Source organism: Psychroserpens sp. AS72 (assembly GCF_038900375.1).
Lineage (GTDB): Bacteria > Bacteroidota > Bacteroidia > Flavobacteriales > Flavobacteriaceae > Psychroserpens.
In genome coordinates this window covers 65,545-85,992 of record NZ_JBBMRC010000008.1, presented here as the reverse complement: position 1 = coordinate 85,992, position 20,448 = coordinate 65,545, and the positions used below count along the sequence as shown (strand labels likewise).

At 31.9% G+C, this 20,448-nt stretch carries 21 protein-coding genes; 7 read left to right on the top strand and 14 right to left on the bottom strand.

Going from position 1 to position 20,448, the window contains the following annotated elements:
* Nucleotides 1-138 precede the first annotated feature (138 nt).
* Nucleotides 139-1,281 (bottom strand): hypothetical protein, encoded by a 1,143-nt coding sequence (locus WNY78_RS14165; RefSeq protein ID WP_342873867.1) that lies wholly within the window; start codon nucleotides 1,279-1,281, stop codon nucleotides 139-141.
* 216 nt (nucleotides 1,282-1,497) lie between these two features.
* Between WNY78_RS14165 and WNY78_RS14160 the strand changes: the two genes are divergently transcribed.
* Nucleotides 1,498-2,091 carry an aspartyl/asparaginyl beta-hydroxylase domain-containing protein gene (locus WNY78_RS14160; protein WP_342873866.1) on the top strand — a complete coding sequence of 198 codons (594 nt, stop codon included), beginning with the start codon at nucleotides 1,498-1,500 and terminating at the stop codon, nucleotides 2,089-2,091.
* A 104-nt stretch (nucleotides 2,092-2,195) separates the two neighbouring features.
* Here WNY78_RS14160 and WNY78_RS14155 read toward each other — a convergent pair whose 3' ends face one another.
* The gene (locus WNY78_RS14155) at nucleotides 2,196-2,873 is read right to left on the bottom strand and encodes a hypothetical protein (RefSeq protein WP_342873865.1); all 678 of its coding nucleotides are present in this window, start codon (nucleotides 2,871-2,873) and stop codon (nucleotides 2,196-2,198) included.
* 283 nt (nucleotides 2,874-3,156) lie between these two features.
* Here WNY78_RS14155 and WNY78_RS14150 point away from each other — a divergent pair, with 283 nt between their 5' ends.
* Both WNY78_RS14150 and WNY78_RS14145 read left to right on the top strand, forming a co-directional pair.
* A complete protein-coding gene (locus WNY78_RS14150) occupies nucleotides 3,157-4,254 on the top strand; it encodes a DUF3667 domain-containing protein (RefSeq protein WP_342873864.1) in 1,098 nt (365 codons plus the stop codon).
* Nucleotides 4,255-4,767 carry a hypothetical protein gene (locus WNY78_RS14145; RefSeq protein ID WP_342873863.1) on the top strand — a complete coding sequence of 171 codons (513 nt, stop codon included), beginning with the start codon at nucleotides 4,255-4,257 and terminating at the stop codon, nucleotides 4,765-4,767. It begins immediately after the preceding gene.
* A gap of 3 nt (nucleotides 4,768-4,770) precedes the next feature.
* On the opposite strand, the gene uvrA is transcribed toward WNY78_RS14145, so the two are convergent.
* Entirely contained in the window at nucleotides 4,771-7,554 is a 2,784-nt protein-coding gene (gene uvrA / locus WNY78_RS14140) for an excinuclease ABC subunit UvrA (protein ID WP_342873862.1), read from the bottom strand.
* A gap of 230 nt (nucleotides 7,555-7,784) precedes the next feature.
* Here uvrA and WNY78_RS14135 point away from each other — a divergent pair, with 230 nt between their 5' ends.
* Nucleotides 7,785-8,369 carry a sigma-70 family RNA polymerase sigma factor gene (locus WNY78_RS14135; protein ID WP_342873861.1) on the top strand — a complete coding sequence of 195 codons (585 nt, stop codon included), beginning with the start codon at nucleotides 7,785-7,787 and terminating at the stop codon, nucleotides 8,367-8,369.
* A gap of 289 nt (nucleotides 8,370-8,658) precedes the next feature.
* Here the strand turns inward: WNY78_RS14135 and WNY78_RS14130 are convergent, their stop codons facing one another.
* Together WNY78_RS14130 and nth are read right to left on the bottom strand one after the other, a co-directional pair.
* Nucleotides 8,659-9,261 (bottom strand): hypothetical protein, encoded by a 603-nt coding sequence (locus WNY78_RS14130; protein WP_342873860.1) that lies wholly within the window; start codon nucleotides 9,259-9,261, stop codon nucleotides 8,659-8,661.
* 3 nt (nucleotides 9,262-9,264) lie between these two features.
* A complete protein-coding gene (nth, locus tag WNY78_RS14125; RefSeq protein ID WP_342873859.1) occupies nucleotides 9,265-9,921 on the bottom strand; it encodes an endonuclease III in 657 nt (218 codons plus the stop codon).
* 196 nt (nucleotides 9,922-10,117) lie between these two features.
* Between nth and bcp the strand changes: the two genes are divergently transcribed.
* Nucleotides 10,118-10,573, top strand: coding sequence for a thioredoxin-dependent thiol peroxidase (bcp, locus tag WNY78_RS14120; protein WP_342873858.1), 456 nt, complete (start codon nucleotides 10,118-10,120; stop codon nucleotides 10,571-10,573).
* Nucleotides 10,574-10,675: 102 nt separating this feature from the next.
* Here bcp and WNY78_RS14115 read toward each other — a convergent pair whose 3' ends face one another.
* A complete protein-coding gene (locus WNY78_RS14115; protein ID WP_342873857.1) occupies nucleotides 10,676-12,127 on the bottom strand; it encodes a TonB-dependent receptor in 1,452 nt (483 codons plus the stop codon).
* 95 nt (nucleotides 12,128-12,222) lie between these two features.
* Here WNY78_RS14115 and WNY78_RS14110 point away from each other — a divergent pair, with 95 nt between their 5' ends.
* Nucleotides 12,223-12,984 carry an MBL fold metallo-hydrolase gene (locus WNY78_RS14110; protein WP_342873856.1) on the top strand — a complete coding sequence of 254 codons (762 nt, stop codon included), beginning with the start codon at nucleotides 12,223-12,225 and terminating at the stop codon, nucleotides 12,982-12,984.
* Nucleotides 12,985-13,187: 203 nt separating this feature from the next.
* Nucleotides 13,188-13,577, top strand: coding sequence for a hydrolase (locus WNY78_RS14105; protein WP_342873855.1), 390 nt, complete (start codon nucleotides 13,188-13,190; stop codon nucleotides 13,575-13,577).
* A 30-nt stretch (nucleotides 13,578-13,607) separates the two neighbouring features.
* On the opposite strand, the gene WNY78_RS14100 is transcribed toward WNY78_RS14105, so the two are convergent.
* The 8 genes from WNY78_RS14100 to WNY78_RS14065 form a co-directional block, all read right to left on the bottom strand.
* Nucleotides 13,608-13,997, bottom strand: a complete 390-nt coding sequence (locus tag WNY78_RS14100; RefSeq protein ID WP_342873854.1) for a hypothetical protein — start codon at nucleotides 13,995-13,997, stop codon at nucleotides 13,608-13,610.
* Nucleotides 13,998-14,008: 11 nt separating this feature from the next.
* Nucleotides 14,009-14,539, bottom strand: a complete 531-nt coding sequence (locus tag WNY78_RS14095) for a GNAT family N-acetyltransferase (protein WP_342873853.1) — start codon at nucleotides 14,537-14,539, stop codon at nucleotides 14,009-14,011.
* A gap of 36 nt (nucleotides 14,540-14,575) precedes the next feature.
* Nucleotides 14,576-15,121: a hypothetical protein gene (locus tag WNY78_RS14090; RefSeq protein WP_342873852.1), complete on the bottom strand. Its 546-nt coding sequence runs from the start codon at nucleotides 15,119-15,121 to the stop codon at nucleotides 14,576-14,578.
* Nucleotides 15,122-15,123: 2 nt separating this feature from the next.
* Complete coding sequence (locus WNY78_RS14085; RefSeq protein WP_342873851.1) at nucleotides 15,124-15,771, bottom strand: alpha/beta fold hydrolase; 648 nt, start codon at nucleotides 15,769-15,771, stop codon at nucleotides 15,124-15,126.
* 3 nt (nucleotides 15,772-15,774) lie between these two features.
* Nucleotides 15,775-16,107: a hypothetical protein gene (locus WNY78_RS14080; protein WP_342873850.1), complete on the bottom strand. Its 333-nt coding sequence runs from the start codon at nucleotides 16,105-16,107 to the stop codon at nucleotides 15,775-15,777.
* Nucleotides 16,108-16,110: 3 nt separating this feature from the next.
* The gene (locus tag WNY78_RS14075; protein WP_342873849.1) at nucleotides 16,111-17,364 is read right to left on the bottom strand and encodes a dihydroorotase; all 1,254 of its coding nucleotides are present in this window, start codon (nucleotides 17,362-17,364) and stop codon (nucleotides 16,111-16,113) included.
* Nucleotides 17,361-19,286 (bottom strand): BatA domain-containing protein, encoded by a 1,926-nt coding sequence (locus tag WNY78_RS14070; RefSeq protein WP_342873848.1) that lies wholly within the window; start codon nucleotides 19,284-19,286, stop codon nucleotides 17,361-17,363. The genes WNY78_RS14075 and WNY78_RS14070 overlap by 4 nt, the downstream gene beginning before the upstream one ends.
* Nucleotides 19,287-19,408: 122 nt before the next feature.
* Nucleotides 19,409-20,416 (bottom strand): glycosyltransferase family 2 protein, encoded by a 1,008-nt coding sequence (locus WNY78_RS14065; protein WP_342873847.1) that lies wholly within the window; start codon nucleotides 20,414-20,416, stop codon nucleotides 19,409-19,411.
* Nucleotides 20,417-20,448 lie beyond the last annotated feature (32 nt).

The following is a 20,448-nucleotide window of genomic DNA, read 5'->3' as shown; positions in this document are numbered from 1 at the left end:
GAAAACTCTACGAGACTTTATGTGTTAATTATAAAAAGAGATACCCACTTTCGTGAGTATTAATGAGAAAGTCCCACAAGGTGCTTTGAGGCATACTCTTATGGGACGATCTACTAACCAACCAAAACTTTAATATTGTTATGAGCGAGATCTTGTTCTGCTCGTTCCAGAACTTCTTGTTTTAGAAGATGTTCTTGGACTTGATGTTTTTACTTGCGAGCTACTTCTAGATTGTGTTGCATTTCTTGAAGTTGTACTTCGCTTGTTACTAGATATACGTGTATTTGTCGTTTTTGGTTTTCTAACACTCGTATTTTTATTTACTGTTCTAGGTGTCGCTTTTTTATTAGACACAGTTTTAGGTGATTTAGTCACATTTCTAGTTCTTGGTGTCGATGTTTTTGGTGTAACTGTTCTAGGTGTTGATGTTCTAGGTGTTACTTTTGTATCTCTATTATTCACTCTAGGACTACTGTTTGTACGTGGTGTAGACGTTGTTGCTCTATCACCTCTAGTTGACGTTCTAGGAGTAGACGATAAACTTCTATTATCACTACGTCTTGGTGTTGCTTCTTGTCTGTAACGGTTACTTATTGTAGATGTTCTTCGTCCAGTTGTTGCAACAGTACCTCGTCTGCTATTTACTCTTACAGGTTGTCTATAGTTATCTCTATATGGTCTGTAATATGTATGTCTTACAGGAGTGTAATATTGTCTGTATGGTCTTGTATATACTACACAGTAATTTACTGGTGGTGCAACATAATAGGTGTGCCATGGTCTGTAAACATAAGCTCTGTTATATACGTTTATGAAACCTGTGTAGTGTGTGTAAACTCTATTACTGTTGTAGTGTACATATAATCCTCCTAATCGTGTAATGCGTCCATAAGAATTATAGTTAATGTTTACATTTCCTATTTGAGTAACACGTCCATAATAATCATAATAAATTGCTGTATTTTCAACTTGGATGATTGCTCCAAAATCGTCATACTGTACATAAGGATTATAATCATAACCAGAGTTAAAACTAATTGAGAAACCTGGTGTGTTAATTCCAACATTTACATCTGGACCATAATTTTGCATATAGAAATCAAATTGTCCATCGGGAAAAACCGAAAACTCGACGCCTCCTTCTACAAATATGAAAGAATTACCATAACCTCTAACATAGTTGTTTGTTGTGTTTGTTTCTACTGTGTTGGTGGTTGTTGCGTTTACCGTTGTTCCTACTAGGAGCAAAAGGGTAAAAATTGATATTAATTTTTTACTCATTGATATCATTTTTTTTTGGTATTCGTGAATCTTCGTTTTCATAATTGTAAAGTGTTTTTTGATTACAGTTATTGTAAAACAATTAACGTGCCAAAAAACGATAAGACTAGTTAGTTGGTTGATTTATAGTGATTTGTGTAAACGGGTAAATCTACGTGTATATATATCAATAGATAGAATTATTTTGTTGCTTTATAATTTTAGTAGCGAATAATCATGAACTCATTACAAGAAACTACAACAAAACTAGATCGTGTTAAATTGCCTTTTAATTTTAATGCGCAACGAATGCATGACGAATATTTGAAACTCCAACTCAAAGATTTTGAATATTACAATGTTATTCAATTAAGAGCTCCAGCACATCTTGTTGATACCTCTTTACCTTTTCCTCCGCCTGTAGATGATTATGCAGATGGTACATGGACAAATTGGTTAGATACAAATGATTTAAATACATCACCTTATTTAAAAAGTATTATAGATTCTTTTAAAGACCTAACAACAGTAACATTAGTACGACTACTTCGACTGGCACCAAAGTCTGAAGTTAAAGAACACACAGACCCTACACTTGGGTTAGAGGTAGAAAAATCTGTGATACGATTGACGTTACCAATTTTTAATAACAAGGAAACAACATTTTATTTAAACGCTGTACCTGTAGACATGCAACCAGGAGAATGTTGGTATTTAAAACTAACAGATCCACATCAGGTTGTAAACTCTGGAAATACAGAACGTGTGAATTTAACGATTGATATGATACCTAATGAGAATATTAGAAGTCTAATTAATGAAAGTAAATAATTAGTTAAAGACCAAATTAAAAATCCCGAAGGTTTGGGGAAACGCTTCGGGATTTTATATGTGTTCATATTAAAATGAACAACCAACCAATATGTAAATATTTTCTATTTTTTATTTTTTTTCTGCTTTTTTACTTTACCATCTTTACGGTAGTAGTAAAAATCATCGTCATCACTATAGTTATCGTTATAATCATCATAATGTTGTCCTCCATATCCAGTTGAAACTCCATAGTTATGAGTTGTATTATTATGATTTACAATTCCAGTAACATGTATAATTTCTCCCCAACGATTGTAGTTGATTTTTAGTCCGCCAACCTGACGAAGCAAACCATTACTACGTTGGTAACTCATGTATACCGAACCAGCACGTTTAATTCTACCTTCTCTGTCATAATTGATAAAAACATTACCAATTCTACGAACCTTACCATTACTATCATGTGTAATTATTACACCTCTTGGTCTAGGAGTAGCATAGTGAACTCGGTTAACAGTTCCTGGAGCTCCATAAGTTGTGTTTACTGAGCTTCTTCGTGTTTGAGAGGATCTGTAATACGTTTCTGTGATGTTATTTTGGATTTCAGTATTGAAATCGAAACTTCCATCCGGAAAAATTAAAAATTCTACACCTCGTTCAATGAACACTATTGGCTCGGCAAAACGATAGCGTGCATTATTTAAATCTTCCCCATTACTAACAACATGTCCTGTTGTAGTTGCTTGTGCAGATGTTAATCCTATTAACAAGGCTGCAATAAAAAGTACTTGCTTTTTCATAATTATAGGTTTTTAGATTTAGCCTTTATTTCTAACTCGTTTAGAAATTTTTCGACTTACGCTATTTGATATGAATTTACCAATTTGCGTGCCAAAAAACACAATTAACTGATTGTCAATAATTTGACGTATATTTTTGTTGGCTTAACATTTCCGAAGTGATTAAGAAAAACATTAATTATGAGAATTTTTAGTTAACATTTTTATATTTCTTCGGAAATATGCCAACTTCAAATACGTTCATTTTTTTTACTACTTTTATAACATCAACCAAAACATACAAATGGGAAACCAAACTACAAAATGTCAAAACTGCGAATCTGATTTAAAAGAAGAATTTGACTTTTGCCCAAATTGCGGACAAAAAACTACAGAGGAACTTACGGTAGGTGTGTTATTTTACAATACCATAAGTAACTATTTCTCGTTTGATGCTCGTTTTTTTAAGAGTTTCATTCCATTAATGTTTAAACCAGGATTTCTAGCAAGAAAATTTCTGGAAGGTAAACGTTTGCTGTATTTACATCCAGCTCAGATGTATTTGTTTATTTCGGTAGTGTTCTTTTTTATATATTCATTTACAGTACGTTCACAAACAGAATGGATTAATAGAGAATTGAGAGAAACCTTTAATGAAAAGGCAAATGTGGTTTTAAAAGATTCTGTTGAGCAAAAAAAAATAGACTCTATTAATAAAATTGAGAATAAAAAAAATGATTCTATCGCAAGAGCAGAAGTAAAAAAAGCACTTGTTGATAATAAGTGGATCACAGGAATGGATGATAAAGAGATTGATTCTCTAGTGGCTCGTGACGATTTCAGTAAAAACAAAAAAGTAAGTTTCGATTTTAATGAAAAGGAATTGGATTCCTTAATAGATGTTGGAGCAACTGATGAAGAGCTCTATAAAGCCATGGGAATGAATGATGATGATGGCTGGTTTAAGAAAAAATTATATACTCAGGTCCTTAAGTTTTATAAAACAAGAGATGGAGGCAGTATCTTAAAAGCCTTTTATGACACTATACCAATTGCACTATTCTTTTTACTACCAATTTTTGCAATCTTCTTAAAAGTGTTGTATTTTAGAAAGGGTAGGTTTGCACATCACTTAGTTTTTAGCTTCTATTATTTCTCATTTCTGTTTACTGTGTTTAGCATCATTTTTGGCGTTAATCTTTTTTGGGATGTTCCAGATGGTATAGATTGGTTAATCGCATTGTCCACTTTTGTGTATCTCTTTATTGCACTCAAGCGATTTTATGGTCAAGGTTGGTTTTTAAGCTTCTTTAAATGTAGCGTTGCAACGTTTTCATTTATGCTAGTGGTTATCCCAATTGCAGCAGTTATTATTGGATTATTGTCGTTTATGATTTATTAAATGAAAATATTCACAGGACTTTTTGTTATACTTGTTTTTTTGTTTTCTTGTAAAAATGATTCAAAAACAGATGTGCCTTTAGTTGAAAAGTCAAAAACTGTAAAACCAAATCTTCATTTAAAAAAAATAATAGATTCTCTTGATACTATTTTACCTAAGGTTGGTTATTATTTATTTGATTTAAACCATGATCAATTAAAAGAATTAATGGTGTACGACATTGATGCTTGTACAACTCCGTCAAAATGTGAATATTATATTTTGCAATATGATATAGAAAAAGATAATTATAAAACTATAGGTCATCTAAAAGGTTCTTTTAGAGATTTAATTAGTGTTGAAGATGGTTTCGATTTTATAAATACAGGTATACCAATTGATGGTTCTAGTTCCATAACATCTAGATATTCTTATATAAATGGACACTATCAATTAACTAAAAATACTCTTGTTGAAATTAAAAAGGGAGAGATGATAGAAATAAACCTTCTAAAAAGGGCAGATTCTTTATGATTTTTAGATTTTATCTTTTAAATAAACACCAGTAATAGACTTCTTATTCTTCACGATTTCTTCAGGAGTTCCTGCAGCCATGAGTTGTCCACCTCTAATTCCTCCTTCAGGACCCAAATCAATAATATAATCGGCACATTTTATTAAATCGAGATTATGTTCAATCACAATGATAGAATGTCCTTTTCCAATTAAAGCTTGAAACGATTTCAATAGTTTCTTAATATCGTGAAAGTGAAGTCCAGTTGTAGGCTCATCAAAAATAAATAGCGCATTATCACTTTTGCTCCCTTTTCCGAGGAAAGAAGCTAGTTTAATACGTTGTGCTTCACCACCAGAAAGGGTAGAAGAGCTTTGCCCTAAAGCCACATATCCCAATCCAACATCTTGTAGTGGTTGTAATTTATTTTTAATTTTTGTAACATTATATGTATCAAAAAATGCAATGGCATCATCAATAGTCATACTCAAAATATCGTCAATATTTTTACCTTCAAAATTGACTTCTAACACATCTTTTTTGAAACGTTTTCCATTACAAGTTTCGCAAGTTAAATGCACATCTGCCATAAACTGCATTTCAATGGTCACTTCACCATCACCTTTGCAGGTTTCACATCGTCCGCCATCAACATTAAAACTAAAATGCTTGGCTTGGTAGTTTCTAATAGTACTTAATTTCTGCTTGGCAAACAATGCTCTAATATCATCATAAGCTTTGATGTACGTCACAGGATTTGATCGTGATGAACGACCAATTGGATTTTGATCTACAAATTCTATATGTTTTATAGCTGCAAAATTACCTTTAAGGTCTGTGAATTGACCAGGTTTATCACCAAAACCTGTTAGTTTTTTTTGAATAGCAGGAAATAAGATTTTCTTGACGAGCGTACTTTTTCCACTACCAGAAACACCTGTAATAACTGTTAGCATTTCCAAAGGAAAAACGACATCTATATTTTTAAGATTATTTGCTTTTGCTCCAACAATCTCAACTTGATATTTAGATGTTCTTCTTTTCTTCGGAAGCTCAATCTTGAGCGTTTCATTTAAATATTGAGCCGTTAGAGAATTTGATTTCAGGATATCTTTAAAGGTTCCTGTGGCAACAACTTCGCCTCCAAATGTCCCTGCTTCAGGACCAATATCTATAATTTCATCTGCAGCTTTCATGATGTCTTCATCGTGTTCTACGACAATAACTGTATTACCTAAATCGCGAAGCGCAATTAAAACCTTAATTAGTTTTTCTGTGTCTTTTGGATGTAAACCAATACTTGGTTCATCTAATATATACATGGAGCCAACAAGGCTACTTCCAAGAGATGTTGCTAAATTTATGCGTTGACTTTCACCACCAGAAAGTGTGTTTGATTTTCTGTTAAGTGTTAAATAATCTAAACCTACATTACTTAGAAAGGCGAGTCTATTATTGATTTCTTTTAAAAGACGTTTTGCAATTGTTGTATCGTGAGCATCCAATTTTAATTGTTTAAAAAAGGTGGCCAATTCATCCAAAGGTTTTTCTACTAAATCAGTAATAGTCACATTTGCGACTTTAACATAATTTGCTTCTTCGCGTAGTCGTTTACCTTTACAAACCGAACATTTTGTTTTTCCGCGATAGCGAGATAACATCACACGATTTTGAATTTTATAAGCTTTAGATTCTAACTCAGCAAAGAAAGCATCTAACCCTTCAAAGTATTCATTTCCATCCCAAACAAGTTGTTTTTGTTCAGCAGATAATTCAAAAAACGGTTTGTGGATAGGGAAGTCAAACTTATGAGAGTTGTTTACCAATTGATCGCGATAATAACTCATGCTTTCTCCTCTCCATGGGAAAATAGCATTTTCATAAACTGATAATCCAGTATTAGGAATCACTAATTCATCATCAATACCAATGATATCTCCATAACCTTCACATTTAGGGCAAGCTCCATAAGGATTGTTAAAACTGAATAAATGCGGATTAGGTTCTAAAAACGTCATCCCATCCAATTCAAATTTATTATTGAATTCTGTTCGTTTATTGTTAGAAAGCGATTCTAAGATAGCTGTTCCTTTTCCTTCAAAAAAAGCAGTTTCAATGGCATCTGCTAGTCTGTTGTAGAAATCTTCTTCGTGTTTAACGATGATACGATCAACAACGAGAAAGACATTTTTTTTCAAGCCTTTTTCTACAGCGTCATCAATTCTTAAAACATCATTTTTATATTGAACTCTAGCGTAACCTTGTTGTTTAAGAACGTTGAGTTTATCTTCCATAGTTCGTCCTTCTTCAAGAATAATAGGAGAGAGGAGCAACAATTTTTCGCGTTCATCAAATGATTTTACTAAATCTAAAACATCTTTTGTGCGATGCTTTTTGACTAAATCTCCAGATATTGGAGAATAGGTTTTTCCTATTCTGGCGAATAATAATTTTAGATAATCATAAATCTCTGTCGTTGTACCAACTGTAGAACGCGGATTTGTACTATTCACCTTTTGCTCAATAGCAATAGCTGGAGCAATGCCTTTTATGACATCAACTTTTGGTTTATTGAGTCGTCCTAAAAACTGACGAGCGTAACTAGACAGGCTTTCAACATAACGTCGTTGACCTTCTGCATACAAAGTATCAAAGGCTAAACTAGACTTTCCTGAACCTGATAAACCAGTGATAACTACTAATTTGTTTCTTGGGATAACAACATCAATATTTTTTAGGTTATGCAGTTTTGCACCTTTTATGATGATGTTTTCTTTTGGATTAAGGTCTAGAATATTAGTGCTCATAGGAGTTTTGGCGAATATGAAAATGCAAAGATAAGTCTTTTATAAATGCCTAAAAAATGGATTATTGTCCATAAAAATGTTAAAGTTTGTTACTTTTTTTTGGAATTACGGAATGATTGTTGTTATATTTGGGACATAAACAATTAAAACAGAGCGCTTATAATATAATATTACTTTAAAACATTTAACCCCAAGCTAAGATTAAACTCTTTGCCATTAAAGTAATTATTATGAGACACGAACTTATCACAGACGCTGTTTTAGTTAAGAACTACATGAATGGAGACGAAAGCGCTCTATCTATCCTTATCAACAGACACAAACAACGAATTTATAGTTTTATCTATTCAAAAGTATTTGATAGAGATATCACTGAAGATATTTTTCAGGATGCCTTTATCAAGGTTATCAAGAATTTAAAACTTGGTAAATATAACGAGGAAGGTAAATTTTTACCTTGGGTGATGCGCATCTCTCATAACTTGGTTATAGACCATTTCCGTAGAAATAATAGAATGCCAAAATTTGATAATACAGGTGATTTTAATATTTTTTCAGTACTTGGTGATCCAGCATTAAATGCTGAGAAACGTTTAATTAAAGATCAAGTAGAGTGTGACTTGCGACGACTTATCCAAGAATTGCCAGAAGACCAAAAAGAGGTTTTGATTATGCGTATGTACAAGGATATGAGTTTTAAAGAAATCTCAGAACGTACAGGTGTTAGTATTAATACTGCACTAGGAAGAATGCGTTATGCACTTATTAATTTAAGAAAGGTCATCGATCAAAATAATATCGTTTTGACAAATTAGTAGTGTTCAATATATAATAAAGTAAGTTTTATTGCGTTATTGAGTTTATAACAAACTAAAAAACGTAAAATGGCAAAACTTTACTCAGAATGCATCCAAAAACAAAACGATCTTAACCCAAAAGAAGAGACAGTGGATTTTCTTTTGAATTACAGCAAGGCTTTAAGTGTTATACATTGCAATAATTTGAAGTTTGAAGCACTTCAAAACTAAATTTGAAAAGTCCCAAGTCGTTAGTCCTTGGGACTTTTTTTTATTCCTGCGAATGCAGGAGTCTTTTTTATAAGAATTACTTACCTTTTTTTATTTCTAGTGTTTCCATTGAAGCTACAGCATCATTAAAGAAGTTTTCTGTATTGGGCAGATTCGTATAAAAGTCAAATTCTATCAACTCATTATCTAAATTTGTTCCAAAAGTTATTGATTTGTCGATACCGTCTTTGAAAGGCATAATAACTTTTAAAACTCCAAATCTTTTATTATTAATAATTATAGAATCGGTTGTAACATTAATGTTTCCTTTTTCTTCTTCGATTAGTTGTTTTTTTTCTGAAGCCCAAGTTTTTAGCTCAAATGGTGGAAAATTATTGAATACTCCAGGTTCTGAAATTGTGAATTGTTCAAATTGAGTTTTATCAGTTTTGTAGAACATTCCACTTTCCATTAATACTCCCAACTTAGAATTTTGAACTCGATAACATTTTCTGTCGTCCATAACATTATCAGAATAATTATCCCAAATATTTAAAGTATCATAGCTTTTAGGTAAATTAATAGATATGGAATGTTTGTAATGCGTCAAATAAATGTCATAACGATTGTCCTCTTTTCTAGAACAAGAAAAGATTAATATCAATACTATGATAGATATGACATTTCTAATAGTTAACATTTATCACTTTTTCTTATCATAATACTCTTTCAAAACAGAAGATCTTCCAATCGTTTTTGTAATGATATCTTTTTCTAAATCCCAACCTCTAGCTGGAGAGTATTCTCTTCCATACCAAATAATTTGGAGATGTAAATCATTCCATAATTCCTTTGGAAATAAGCGTTTTGCATCTTTTTCGGTCTGAACCACGTTTTTTCCGTTAGTAAGATTCCAACGATACATTAATCGGTGAATATGAGTATCTACAGGAAATGCAGGAATTCCAAAAGCTTGAGATAACACTACTGCAGCCGTTTTATGACCTACAGCAGGAAGTTCTTCTAAATCTGCATAAGTTTGAGGAACTTCACCATTATGCTTATCAATTAAAATATGTGACAAACCATGAATCCCTTTACTCTTCATTGGAGATAAGCCTACAGGTTTGATTATCTCTCTTATTTCCTCAATAGAAAGTTTTATCATATCATAAGGATTATCTGCTTTAGCAAATAGGAGAGGTGTTATTTTATTAACGCGAACATCTGTACTTTGAGCAGACATTAATACAGCAATTAATAAGGTATAAGGATCTTTGTGATCTAACGGAACAGGAATTGTTGGATATAATTCTTTTAACGTATTAATAACAAAATCTACCTTTTCTTGCTTAGTCATAAGTTGTATTTTTACATGTATTCCTATTCGGAATAAAATATTGTCAAATAATTATAATAGATATTGTCATATTGAGTGCAGTCGAAATACTTTTAATATCGAAAAACACACGATTTTCGTCTGCGCTCAAACTGACATTTTATAAAAGTTTAAGACAGTTTTTCAAAATCAAATTTCATTAACAAAGTTACAAATTATGACACAACTAAAAGCAGGAGATAAAGCTCCAAATTTCACATCAAAAGATGAACAAGGAAACACGATTTCTTTAGGAGATTACAAAGGGAAAAAATTGGTTGTTTTCTTTTATCCTAAGGCAAGTACACCAGGTTGTACTGTTGAAGCATGTAATTTAAATGATAATTTTGAGCGCTTTCAATCTTTGGGTTATGAGATTTTAGGTGTAAGTGCAGATAGCGCAAAACGTCAATCTAATTTTAAAACTAAATACGGATTTCAATACCCATTGTTAGCAGATGAAGATAAATCTGTTATTGAAGCTTTTGGAGTTTGGGGACCAAAGAAATTTATGGGAAAAGAATATGACGGAATTCATAGAACAACATTCGTTATTGACGAAAAAGGTGTTATTGAAAATGTGATCACTAAAGTGAAAACAAAAGATCATACTGCTCAAATATTATCAGAATAATTCCGAGTATTGTCATTCTGTACTTGTTTCAGAATCTCACACGAATAAACAAAAAAACCACATGAAAATCATGTGGTTTTTTATATATATCAAAATTTGAGATTACTCTCCTAAATAGGCTTGCTCGGTTTCACAACCAAATAGGCTTTTCTCTTTTATAAGATTAGATACACCTTCTGGTAACATAGATTCCCAACCATCATCACCATTGGCTATCATCTTTAATACGGTTCTTGAGAATACAGATAATGTAGAATCATCATAATCTGAAATATCCACAACTTTACCATTGTACTTAAAGAACTTGTAAAGTTCTTTCATACGAGGATGTACTTTTAAGTTTTCACTATTAGTAATTGTACCATCTGCATTTTTCATTGGATATAGATACACTCTTAAATCTTTGTAAAATAATTTTCCAAAGGCTTCTAAAATTCCACCACTTAAATGACGATAATATTTCTCGTCAAAAATATCAACAAGGTTATTTACACCCATTGCTAATCCCATACGTGCTCTAGTATATTGAGAGAAATATTCAACCAGTTTGTAATACTCTTGAAAATTTGAAATCAATACCGTTTGACCTAAAGAACATAATAGTTTTGCACGATCCATGAAATCTTGCTCGTCAATTTCACCTTCTGCACGAAGGTTAGAGAGTGTGATTTCAAAAATAACTTGTGTCTTCTCAATATCTACTTTATTTTCTTTTATGAACATTTCATAAGATTTCTTATACATGTCCATATTTACTTTTGTTACTGGTCTAAAACTACCACGTAATGCCAAAATATTCTTTTTGTAAAGTACTCTAGCTGGTAACACATTGGTTCCATCAGGAGAAAACATGACAGCATCTGTCATACCATTTTTAACCAATTGTAAACTCATTAAACGGTTATCAACGTTTTCATAAAGAGGTCCTTCAAAATTAATAGTATCAATTTCTACTTGGTCTTTATCTAAATGATCGTATAAATAACGTAAGAGTTTTTTAGGTTCATTGTATTTATAGAATGCTCCATAAATTAAGTTAGTACCTAAAATACCTAAGGTTTCTTGTTGTAATCTAGCATCTGTCTCTTTAAATCTAAGATGCAATACTATTTGATTATAACCTTGAGTTGGATCTACTTGGTACTTAATACCTACCCAACCATGACCTTTATATTTTTTTGCGAAGTCAATAGTAGCAACCGTATTTGCATAAGCAAAGAACATTTTGTTTGGATGCGCTTCTCTTAAAATACGTTCTTCAACCAAATTAACTTCATGGTCTAGCATTTTGCGAAGTCGTGCTTCGGTTACATAACGTTTATCATCTTCAATGCCATAAATCGCATCACTAAACGCTTTATCATAAGCAGACATTGCTTTTGCAATGGTGCCTGAACCACCTCCAGCTCTAAAAAACTGACGTACAGTTTCTTGACCTGCACCAATTTCGGCGAAGGTTCCGTAGATGTTTTCATTTAAGTTGATGCGTAAACATTTCGTTCTTAACGACGGAATCTCATCAAACTCTTTATCTCCTTTTAAGGTTATTTCCATTTTGTGGTCTGGGTTTTGTCAACTACACAAAGGTATTAAATTAGGAGGTCAAACTAAAAAAATTAGTTTTATTTTTGTTCTAAAGACATTATACATTGAAAGTAACATTTTTAGGCACAGGTACATCACAAGGTATTCCAGTTATTGGAAGCGATCACCCAGTTTGCTTGAGTACAAACCCAAAAGACAAACGTTTACGTGTCTCTGTTTTAATAGAGTGGGATGATTACGCATATGTGATTGATTGCGGACCAGACTTTAGACAGCAAATGCTTAGAACGAATTGTAATAGGATTGATGGCATCGTTTTTACTCATGAACATGCAGATCATACTGCTGGATTAGATGATATTCGTCCGTTTTATTTTCGTCAAGGTGACATCCCATTTTATGCGCACAAACGTGTTTTTGGTGAATTAAGAAAACGGTTTGATTATATTTTTACTACAAAAGAGAAGTATCCTGGAGTGCCAAGTGTGATTCAGCATGAAATTAAAAATGAGCCTTTTCTCCTCGGAAATGTAACCGTAGTACCAATTAATGGCTTTCATCATAAGCTTCAGGTATTTGGGTTTCGTTTTGGAGATTTCGCATATCTCACAGATATGAAAACCATAGCAGATGAAGAAGTCGAAAAACTCAAAGGTGTAAAAGTTCTTGTTGTTAATGGATTGCGAGAAAAAGAACATCTATCACATTTCAACCTAAAAGAAGCACTAGAGTTTATTGATAAAGTTCAACCAGAAACTGCTTATTTGACTCATATTAGTCATTATTTAGGTTTTCATGACGTGGTACAACAAACTTTGCCAGAAAACGTTAATTTAGCCTACGATAACTTACAAATAGAAATATAGAAAATGAAGCGAGCATACTAATAAGCTTTATGTTTTTTGATAATTATTTTCGAATTCATTTGACAAAAAAAAACAATAAAAATTACCCAATGAAGAAAAGACTGTTTATGTACCTGTTTATTTTCACGTTATTACTCGTGATTTTTCAATTCGTTAACTCCAAAAAAATAATTGAAAGCTATGATAAGAAACTCACAGTTTATATGGAGAAAAACACGAAGTTAGAGGATTCTATAACTTCAATAGAAGACAATTTAACAACAGATTTATATACGTTTAGATTTGATACAAACGATGATGCAATGACCTATTGGGAAAATGAAGGGTATCGTATTTCAGAATTTGTACCATTTATAAAAGATCAACTTATGAACCTAAATGTGTATGATACAGAAGATCATCCTTTAGTGCCTTATGCGTCAATGACAGAAAATAAAATGCTTATTGATCAAATTAGAATGATCAATCACAAATGGATTGTTGCTAGTTTTACAGATGGCACTTATTGGGGAGAAATGTTACTTGATTATGATATTGAAAATAAAGAGAATTTGAAATTTAAGGTGATTAAGTCTGTTTTATATCAGCCTTGATTTTTTGTAAAGCGGTTGAGTATTATTTTTTTAAGCAAGTTTAATGGTTAAGTTGTTGGCATAAGATTCAAATTTTTTAGAATGAAATTCTTTCAATCCACCAAGGCAATCGTTATGAAAATGAGTAGAAACTATCACTTTTAAATCTTTTTTACCAATCCAGTTTATTAATTCGGCAGATGCTATATCATTAACTGGAGTATCAAAAATTATGACGTCGTTTTGATTAAAATAGATGATACCATTGCATGGGACTTTTCCGTAGTTTTCAGTATCTAAATATGAAATATGTTTAAAAAGGTTTTCACAAAGCTTTTCAATTTTCAAATTTTCAGATGAATAATTATAATACACAGGTTTATCAGTATTACAACTGCTAAAAACAACTATGATTACTAAAGCTAATACTTTTTTTATCATAAAATCAATTTTTATTTCTTAGTCCATTCCTCTCGAGTAATACTAAATACTTTATACACGTCAACTTGTTTTTCTAAGGACATTCCGTTTTTGATGGCGACGATTTCCGAAGCAATATTATCAACATGCATCATAGAAATCACATTATCTGTGAAATTATGCTCAAAACAAAAGTCTCTACATTTTTTAGCAGCTTCTTGAGCGTAACCTTTTCCCCAAAATTTTGGAAGAATAGAGTAACCAACTTCTAATCGTTCTTCGTCTTCAACGGTTTGAATTAATAATCCGCTTTGTCCAATAAATTCTCCTGTTTGTTTATCTATGAGTGCATTCATGCCTCCAAGATTGTTTTCATATCTATGCCAAACTTTTTTGAACCAATAGTCACATTGTTCGGTTTGTGATAAACCGCTTGGCATGCCTAGAAATTTATCAACGTTTTTTTCTTTGAATAGTGGTAACCATGTATCATAGTCGTCTTTGGTGACTAATCTATACTGTAAACGTTCACTTTCTTGGTTTGTGAGTAGATATTTGTTCATGGTTCTAGTTATTTAAAAGGTTTGTAGGAAGTAACACTAAATACTTAATTTCTTTATTTTGAAAGATTTCATAAATGTATCAATTTTATCATTATATGAACCTACATAACTAATATAGTAAACTCGATTTTCTTTTTTTATAATCTTCACATGAGCCATTGGTTTTACATCAGGATGCTCCCTTGGCTTAAATTTTAAATAGATACCTTTAAAATCTTTATCTTCAATAGTCTCTATATCACCAAATTTAAGATTTATTGATATACTTGAAATGTAATTTGTGGCAATATTATTTAAAAAATCTTCGTCAGATATATCTTTAAATATTTCAGAAGGATAGTCACGATAATCAACACTAAAAATTTGATGTGGTTCTAAAATAGATTTATAATTAAATACTTGAAAATCATAATCTCCATCCTTTATATTTTCAATATCGAGAAGTGGAACTGAAGGGAATCTAGCCTCAAATCTACCGGAATCAGAAGCATAAGCTCCTGTTTTTGTTTTATAGATATCACCATTTTGATTACAGGATATAAAAAAAACAAAACCGATTAAAATTACGAAACTGATTCTCATAATCAAATTCTAGTTTCCAACCAGCTCTTAAACTCATAAAAGTTTTGAGGTGCAACACCATGACCTACAGGGAATTCTGAAAAGGTATTTTTAATATTGAGTTTGTTTAAAAACACAGGTGCTTTTCTTGCCCAATCTACTGGAATGACTTGATCTACACTTCCGTGGGAACAATAAAAATCTAGATTAGAGTAATCGTTGTCTTCTAAATTATCATTAAGCATATCTTCACTAATATAACCACTTAAAGCGATGATATTCTTAACTTTTTCTGGATAGGTAAGTGCCACAGCATAACTTAAAATGGTACCTTGACTAAATCCTAAAAGTGTAACGTTATCTTTATTTACTGGATACTCAGCACACGCTTCATCAATAAATTGAGCAATATTATCTCTAGATTCTAAAGCTTGTTCAACATCATTCCACTTGTTTTGATTGGCATCAAAATTGATGGCATACCAAGCATTTCCGTAAGGTTGCATTGGATGAGGCGCTCTCACAGAAATGATAAACAACTCTTCTGGTAATTCTTTCGCAAACGAAAATAAATCGTTCTCGTCGCTACCATAACCATGCAGCATGATTAATAGTGGAGCGTTTTCTTTTAGTGAAGAGGGTCTAGTGATGTAGTGTAATTGTGAGTTCATAAATTATTGTCCGATTGTTGAAAAAAGTTTCTGAAAATATGGTCCTAAAATTGGGACTTCGTTCATTTTTTTTCCGGCAGCTCCAATTATTCCGTAGATGAAAAGAGCGAAAAAGAAAATATAGAATGAAATGGATATCATCCAACTATCAAAAGCTCCAATAAAAGAACCTAACATCAATTGTAATATTAATAAACCTAGGGCTTGACGAATGTGAAAAGATACTAACGGGTTTCTTACTTCACGATTCATAAAAAAAGCAATCAAAGTACCAATTAATGTGAGGTATGCTACGATTGCCATGTAATCGTTATTTTTATTTGTAGTGTTTTCCATTTTTTATTTTAAAATCAATTGATTGCTTGAGATAATTCCGTAAACGGTTCCTTTTAAGTCTTGGTTTAAAAACATAGAATTTTTGGAAGTAGAAATGATGTTTTTCGAAGAAAAAGTATACGTGTCATTAGGATTAAACAATGTTAAATTAGCTTTGTTTCCAATAGTAACTGGAGCGCTTTCAACATTAAAACGGTCTTTTCCTTTTGTAAGTAATTCAATAGTTTTTTTAATGGTAAATATAGAGTTCAAAGCTCCAAAAGCACTTTCTAAACCTATTGTTCCATACTTTGCATAATCAAATTCTATCTTTTTATGCTCGATGTCTATTGGATTGTGATCGCTTGTGACCATATCGATTGTTCCGTCTTTGAGTCCGATAATTAACGCGTCAATATCGTTTTGCGTTCTCAATGGAGGCAATACTTTATAGTTAGTGTCAAATGTTGTTAGATTTTCATCTGTAAATACCAAGTTGTGAATCGCAACGCTACACGTCACGTCTAATTTTTTCTGTTTAGCAGCTCTAATTAGTTCCACCGATTTCGCAGTAGAAATGGTTGGAATATGCAATTTACCTTCGGTATACTCTAAAATGAATAAGTCTCTGGCGATTTGTAATTCTTCTGCTAAAGCCGGATTTCCTTTTAAACCCAATGAAGTACTCGTCACGTTTTCATTCATGACGCCTAATCCTGTTATTTTTGATTCCTGCGGAAATGAGCAAACCAAACCACCAAAATTGCTAGCATATTGTAAAGCGACTTTCATCAAGTTTGGATTAGCAATTGGTTTCTGATAATCATAAAAAGCAACAGCTCCTGCAGAAGTCATATCAAAAAGTTCAGCTAAATCAATCCCATCACTATGCTTTGTCAAAGCTCCAATTGGTAATAATTGGACAGCATTATTTGATGATTTAGATTTCAGAAAAGAAATATCTGCATAACTATCAATTACAGGATTGGTGTTTGAATTCACTGCAACAGTAGTAAATCCTGAGTATGCAGCAGTTTTAAGTCCGTTTTCAATCGTCTCACGTTCTTCAAATCCAGGTTCTCCAAAACTTACCGAACTATCAAACCAACCTTGTGACACATGAAGGTTGTCTAAAGTAATTACTTTGTAGTTTTTAGGATTTTGAATGCGTTTTGAAATTTGAGAAATCAATCCCTTTTCAATTAGAATATCAACGGTTTGATTGTGAAAATCGCTTTTAGGGTCAACTATAGTGGCAGATTTTACAAGTACGTTCATTTTAGAAATTTTAAGATGAGCATTTCAATGATTAAGAAAATCACTGCAAAAATAACAAACCATTTCCATAGTTCGTTAACATTCGTCGCACTTTTAATCTCGCTTATTGCAGATGCTACAGAATTATCCAAACTCGTGTTCGCAATAGTTTGAACGTCAAAATAGTTAAGATTACTTTCGCTACGATCAAAATTAAAACTCAAATTTTTAAGAAACGTATCTTTATTTTTTACCGAAATAATACCAGCAATATCTGGATATGTATTTGTGATTAACTCTACTTTGTTATCATAAGTTTGTTGCAATGGAATCACAGAATTCTCACCATTTACCAAAGTCAAAATATCGTCTTGTTGCAATTGTGTAGCAACATCTATCGTGTTTTCTTTTCCTATTGTATAGTATAAATCTCCAGTTTTTAAACTTTGTTTTCCAATGTTATATAGCACAGGAACAATAAGTGGTGAATTCTTAAAATTAGAATTTTTATCTTCTATTGCTGCGGAAAATCGATAGGCATTTCCACTTTGAGCGAGAAAGGATGTACCATCTTCATAACTTAGAATTGAAGCTGTTGAGTTGGTTGCATTTGCATAAAACCCATTTACTTTTGGATACTGAAAATTAGAAACCCGTTTGTCAAAAACATTAGTTAATAATGGATGTGAATAATTAATGGTTGTAATTTTCTTTTCAACGGAATTTAATGTACCAAAACTAGATAGTCCAAAGCTATTAAAAAGTAGGTTATAAGTATTAATTTTAATGTCATTTGAAGGAATAATTAATAGTTTTCCACCATTATCTGTAAACGATTTTAGAGCAGTTGTCAATGAGCTTGGTATATCTTTTAACTCATTTAAAATGATTAAATTTTGTTGTTCTAAAGTATTATAATTGAGTGCGCTAAAATTTGAGGCTGTATATTGAAATTCATCACTAGTATAAATTTTTTGAAGAAATGTATCATCTGCTTCATTTATACTAAGTACATTTATTTTTTCTCGTTGATCAATATTAAAGTATAGGGTATTATCATATTGAAGGTTACTATCATCAATAACGAGTCTACCATTAAATATGGAATTTGCAGGTATAGTAAAGCTTGTCGATGCCTCATCTGTAATGTCAACAGCCGTTTTAGCAATGAGTTTATCATCATTAAATAAAGACACAGGTAAGGTTTCAATGGCATCACCATGATTTTTTAACCGAACTGTGAGCTCTAAATTTTCAACTGTAGTTTTAGAAATGTAAACACTATCAATTGCGATATTATTTCGATTTGATGGTAAAAGTTGTACAAGTTTTAAATTGATTAAGCTATCATTTGTAGCTGTAAGACTTTCGGCTTTTTGTTGAAAATCGGATACTAGAACCAAATTTTTAATAGAACTCTCATCGTTTGAAAACAATTGCTTTGCTTTTAAAACAGCAGCATCATAAGCCAATTGATTTGGAGAATGTTTTAATTGGATTAAATCATTCTTAATTGCTTTTACAGTTGTTTTATTAAAATTAGCATCATTAGTGAAAATTGAAATTTGCTCATTCTCATCAATATTTTCTATAATATCTTGAATAGCTGTATTGAGCAAACTCCCATTATTACTTGGCGATTGCATGCTAAATGAATTATCGAGATAGATTACAGTTTCGCTTTTGGTATTAAAACTATCTGAATTTGAAATATAGGGTTGAGCAAATGCAATAATTACACAAGCTAGAAGCAACATCCTTGTAATTAAGGTCAGCCATTTTTTAATTTGTGAACTTTTACGCGTTTGTATCGTTAGTTCCTTTAAAAACTGAACATTAGTAAACGGAACACTCTTAAATTTTCTAAGCTGAAATAAGTGAACAATAATAGGAATGATGAGCAGGAGTAAAGCGTAAAGAAGTTCTGGATGTTTAAACTGCATTCCTGTTTTTGGGATTGTTATACGACTTACCAATTAAAATTAATAACTGGTATTATATTAATAATTCAAATATAGAAAATGATAAGGGATTTGTGGGTTTTGGTTTTGAGAATTTTAACTTTTCAACAGAAAAAGAAATAATCTACCATAGACTCCATTTTCAGAGTATTAAAATATCTTTTAATTTCAATTTGAGCCTCAGTATTAGCTACACTGACAATACATTGAGGATGATCTAAAGTTTTTAAATGCTCAAAACTATAGAGTAGCTCGTCATAAATATGCTTACTAATTTTTTTAGGATTGTCACAAATCCATATAAATGTTATGCCTTTTTGTTTCAAAAGTTTCGCAACTTTTTTTCCTTTTTGTCCTGCTCCCCAAATTGTTAATGGTCTTGAAGCGTCGTGATTAAGTTCTAAAAAATAATCGACCTTGAGTTCTAGGAAGTGATTTTCGGCATAATGATCATCTGTTCTTGATGCTCTTGTACTATAATCTCTCCAATAATGTAAAAGGGTATGGGTAGGAATGCAGCTCATTTCATGCTTATAAAACCGAAATGTTAAGTCATAATCTTCTGGATAACGATTGGGTGTAAAAGCGCCACATAATTCTAAATCATCACGATGTAGCATCCAACAAGGTGATGGGATGACGCATTCTTTATAGATTTCAGAGTAATTTTTGCCTTTTAATGTTAATCCGTTTAACCAAGATTCATATTTAGCGTAACCGTCACCAATACCATTTTCACTAAAATATTGGACCAAACCTAAAGCAATATGTTTTTTACCATGCGTTTGCAAATCTTTAAGCATCACGCTTAACTTTTCTGGATGCATGATGTCATCACTATCCATTCTTGTGATGAAGGTTCCGTTACTTTCAGAATACGCTAAACGTAAGGCTTCAATAATACCATGACCTGAATTTTTTATCAGTTTTATGCGATTATCCATTTCCGCGAAAGCGAGAACCGTTTTATAACTCTCATCTGTAGAATGGTCGTCAACAATGAGTAACTCCCAATGTGGATAGCTTTGATTGATTATAGAGTCTAAACATTCTGTCAAATACTGAGACGTATTTTTAAAAGGCGTGAGGATGCTAATGAGCGGTTTGTGCATGTTACAAAAGTACCATTTTTAACAAAACCTTA

Coding starts and splice junctions, on each gene's coding strand:
- WNY78_RS14090 (WP_342873852.1), bottom strand. CDS start 15,121: ATGAGAATCAGTTTCGTAATTTTAATCGGTTTTGTTTTTTTTATATCC.
- WNY78_RS14160 (WP_342873866.1), top strand. CDS start 1,498: ATGAACTCATTACAAGAAACTACAACAAAACTAGATCGTGTTAAATTG.
- WNY78_RS14145 (WP_342873863.1), top strand. CDS start 4,255: ATGAAAATATTCACAGGACTTTTTGTTATACTTGTTTTTTTGTTTTCT.
- WNY78_RS14135 (WP_342873861.1), top strand. CDS start 7,785: ATGAGACACGAACTTATCACAGACGCTGTTTTAGTTAAGAACTACATG.
- WNY78_RS14080 (WP_342873850.1), bottom strand. CDS start 16,107: ATGGAAAACACTACAAATAAAAATAACGATTACATGGCAATCGTAGCA.
- bcp (WP_342873858.1), top strand. CDS start 10,118: ATGACACAACTAAAAGCAGGAGATAAAGCTCCAAATTTCACATCAAAA.
- WNY78_RS14070 (WP_342873848.1), bottom strand. CDS start 19,286: ATGCAGTTTAAACATCCAGAACTTCTTTACGCTTTACTCCTGCTCATC.
- WNY78_RS14065 (WP_342873847.1), bottom strand. CDS start 20,416: ATGCACAAACCGCTCATTAGCATCCTCACGCCTTTTAAAAATACGTCT.
- WNY78_RS14095 (WP_342873853.1), bottom strand. CDS start 14,539: ATGAACAAATATCTACTCACAAACCAAGAAAGTGAACGTTTACAGTAT.
- WNY78_RS14130 (WP_342873860.1), bottom strand. CDS start 9,261: ATGTTAACTATTAGAAATGTCATATCTATCATAGTATTGATATTAATC.
- WNY78_RS14150 (WP_342873864.1), top strand. CDS start 3,157: ATGGGAAACCAAACTACAAAATGTCAAAACTGCGAATCTGATTTAAAA.
- uvrA (WP_342873862.1), bottom strand. CDS start 7,554: ATGAGCACTAATATTCTAGACCTTAATCCAAAAGAAAACATCATCATA.
- WNY78_RS14105 (WP_342873855.1), top strand. CDS start 13,188: ATGGAGAAAAACACGAAGTTAGAGGATTCTATAACTTCAATAGAAGAC.
- WNY78_RS14075 (WP_342873849.1), bottom strand. CDS start 17,364: ATGAACGTACTTGTAAAATCTGCCACTATAGTTGACCCTAAAAGCGAT.
- WNY78_RS14165 (WP_342873867.1), bottom strand. CDS start 1,281: ATGAGTAAAAAATTAATATCAATTTTTACCCTTTTGCTCCTAGTAGGA.
- WNY78_RS14115 (WP_342873857.1), bottom strand. CDS start 12,127: ATGGAAATAACCTTAAAAGGAGATAAAGAGTTTGATGAGATTCCGTCG.
- nth (WP_342873859.1), bottom strand. CDS start 9,921: ATGACTAAGCAAGAAAAGGTAGATTTTGTTATTAATACGTTAAAAGAA.
- WNY78_RS14085 (WP_342873851.1), bottom strand. CDS start 15,771: ATGAACTCACAATTACACTACATCACTAGACCCTCTTCACTAAAAGAA.
- WNY78_RS14100 (WP_342873854.1), bottom strand. CDS start 13,997: ATGATAAAAAAAGTATTAGCTTTAGTAATCATAGTTGTTTTTAGCAGT.
- WNY78_RS14155 (WP_342873865.1), bottom strand. CDS start 2,873: ATGAAAAAGCAAGTACTTTTTATTGCAGCCTTGTTAATAGGATTAACA.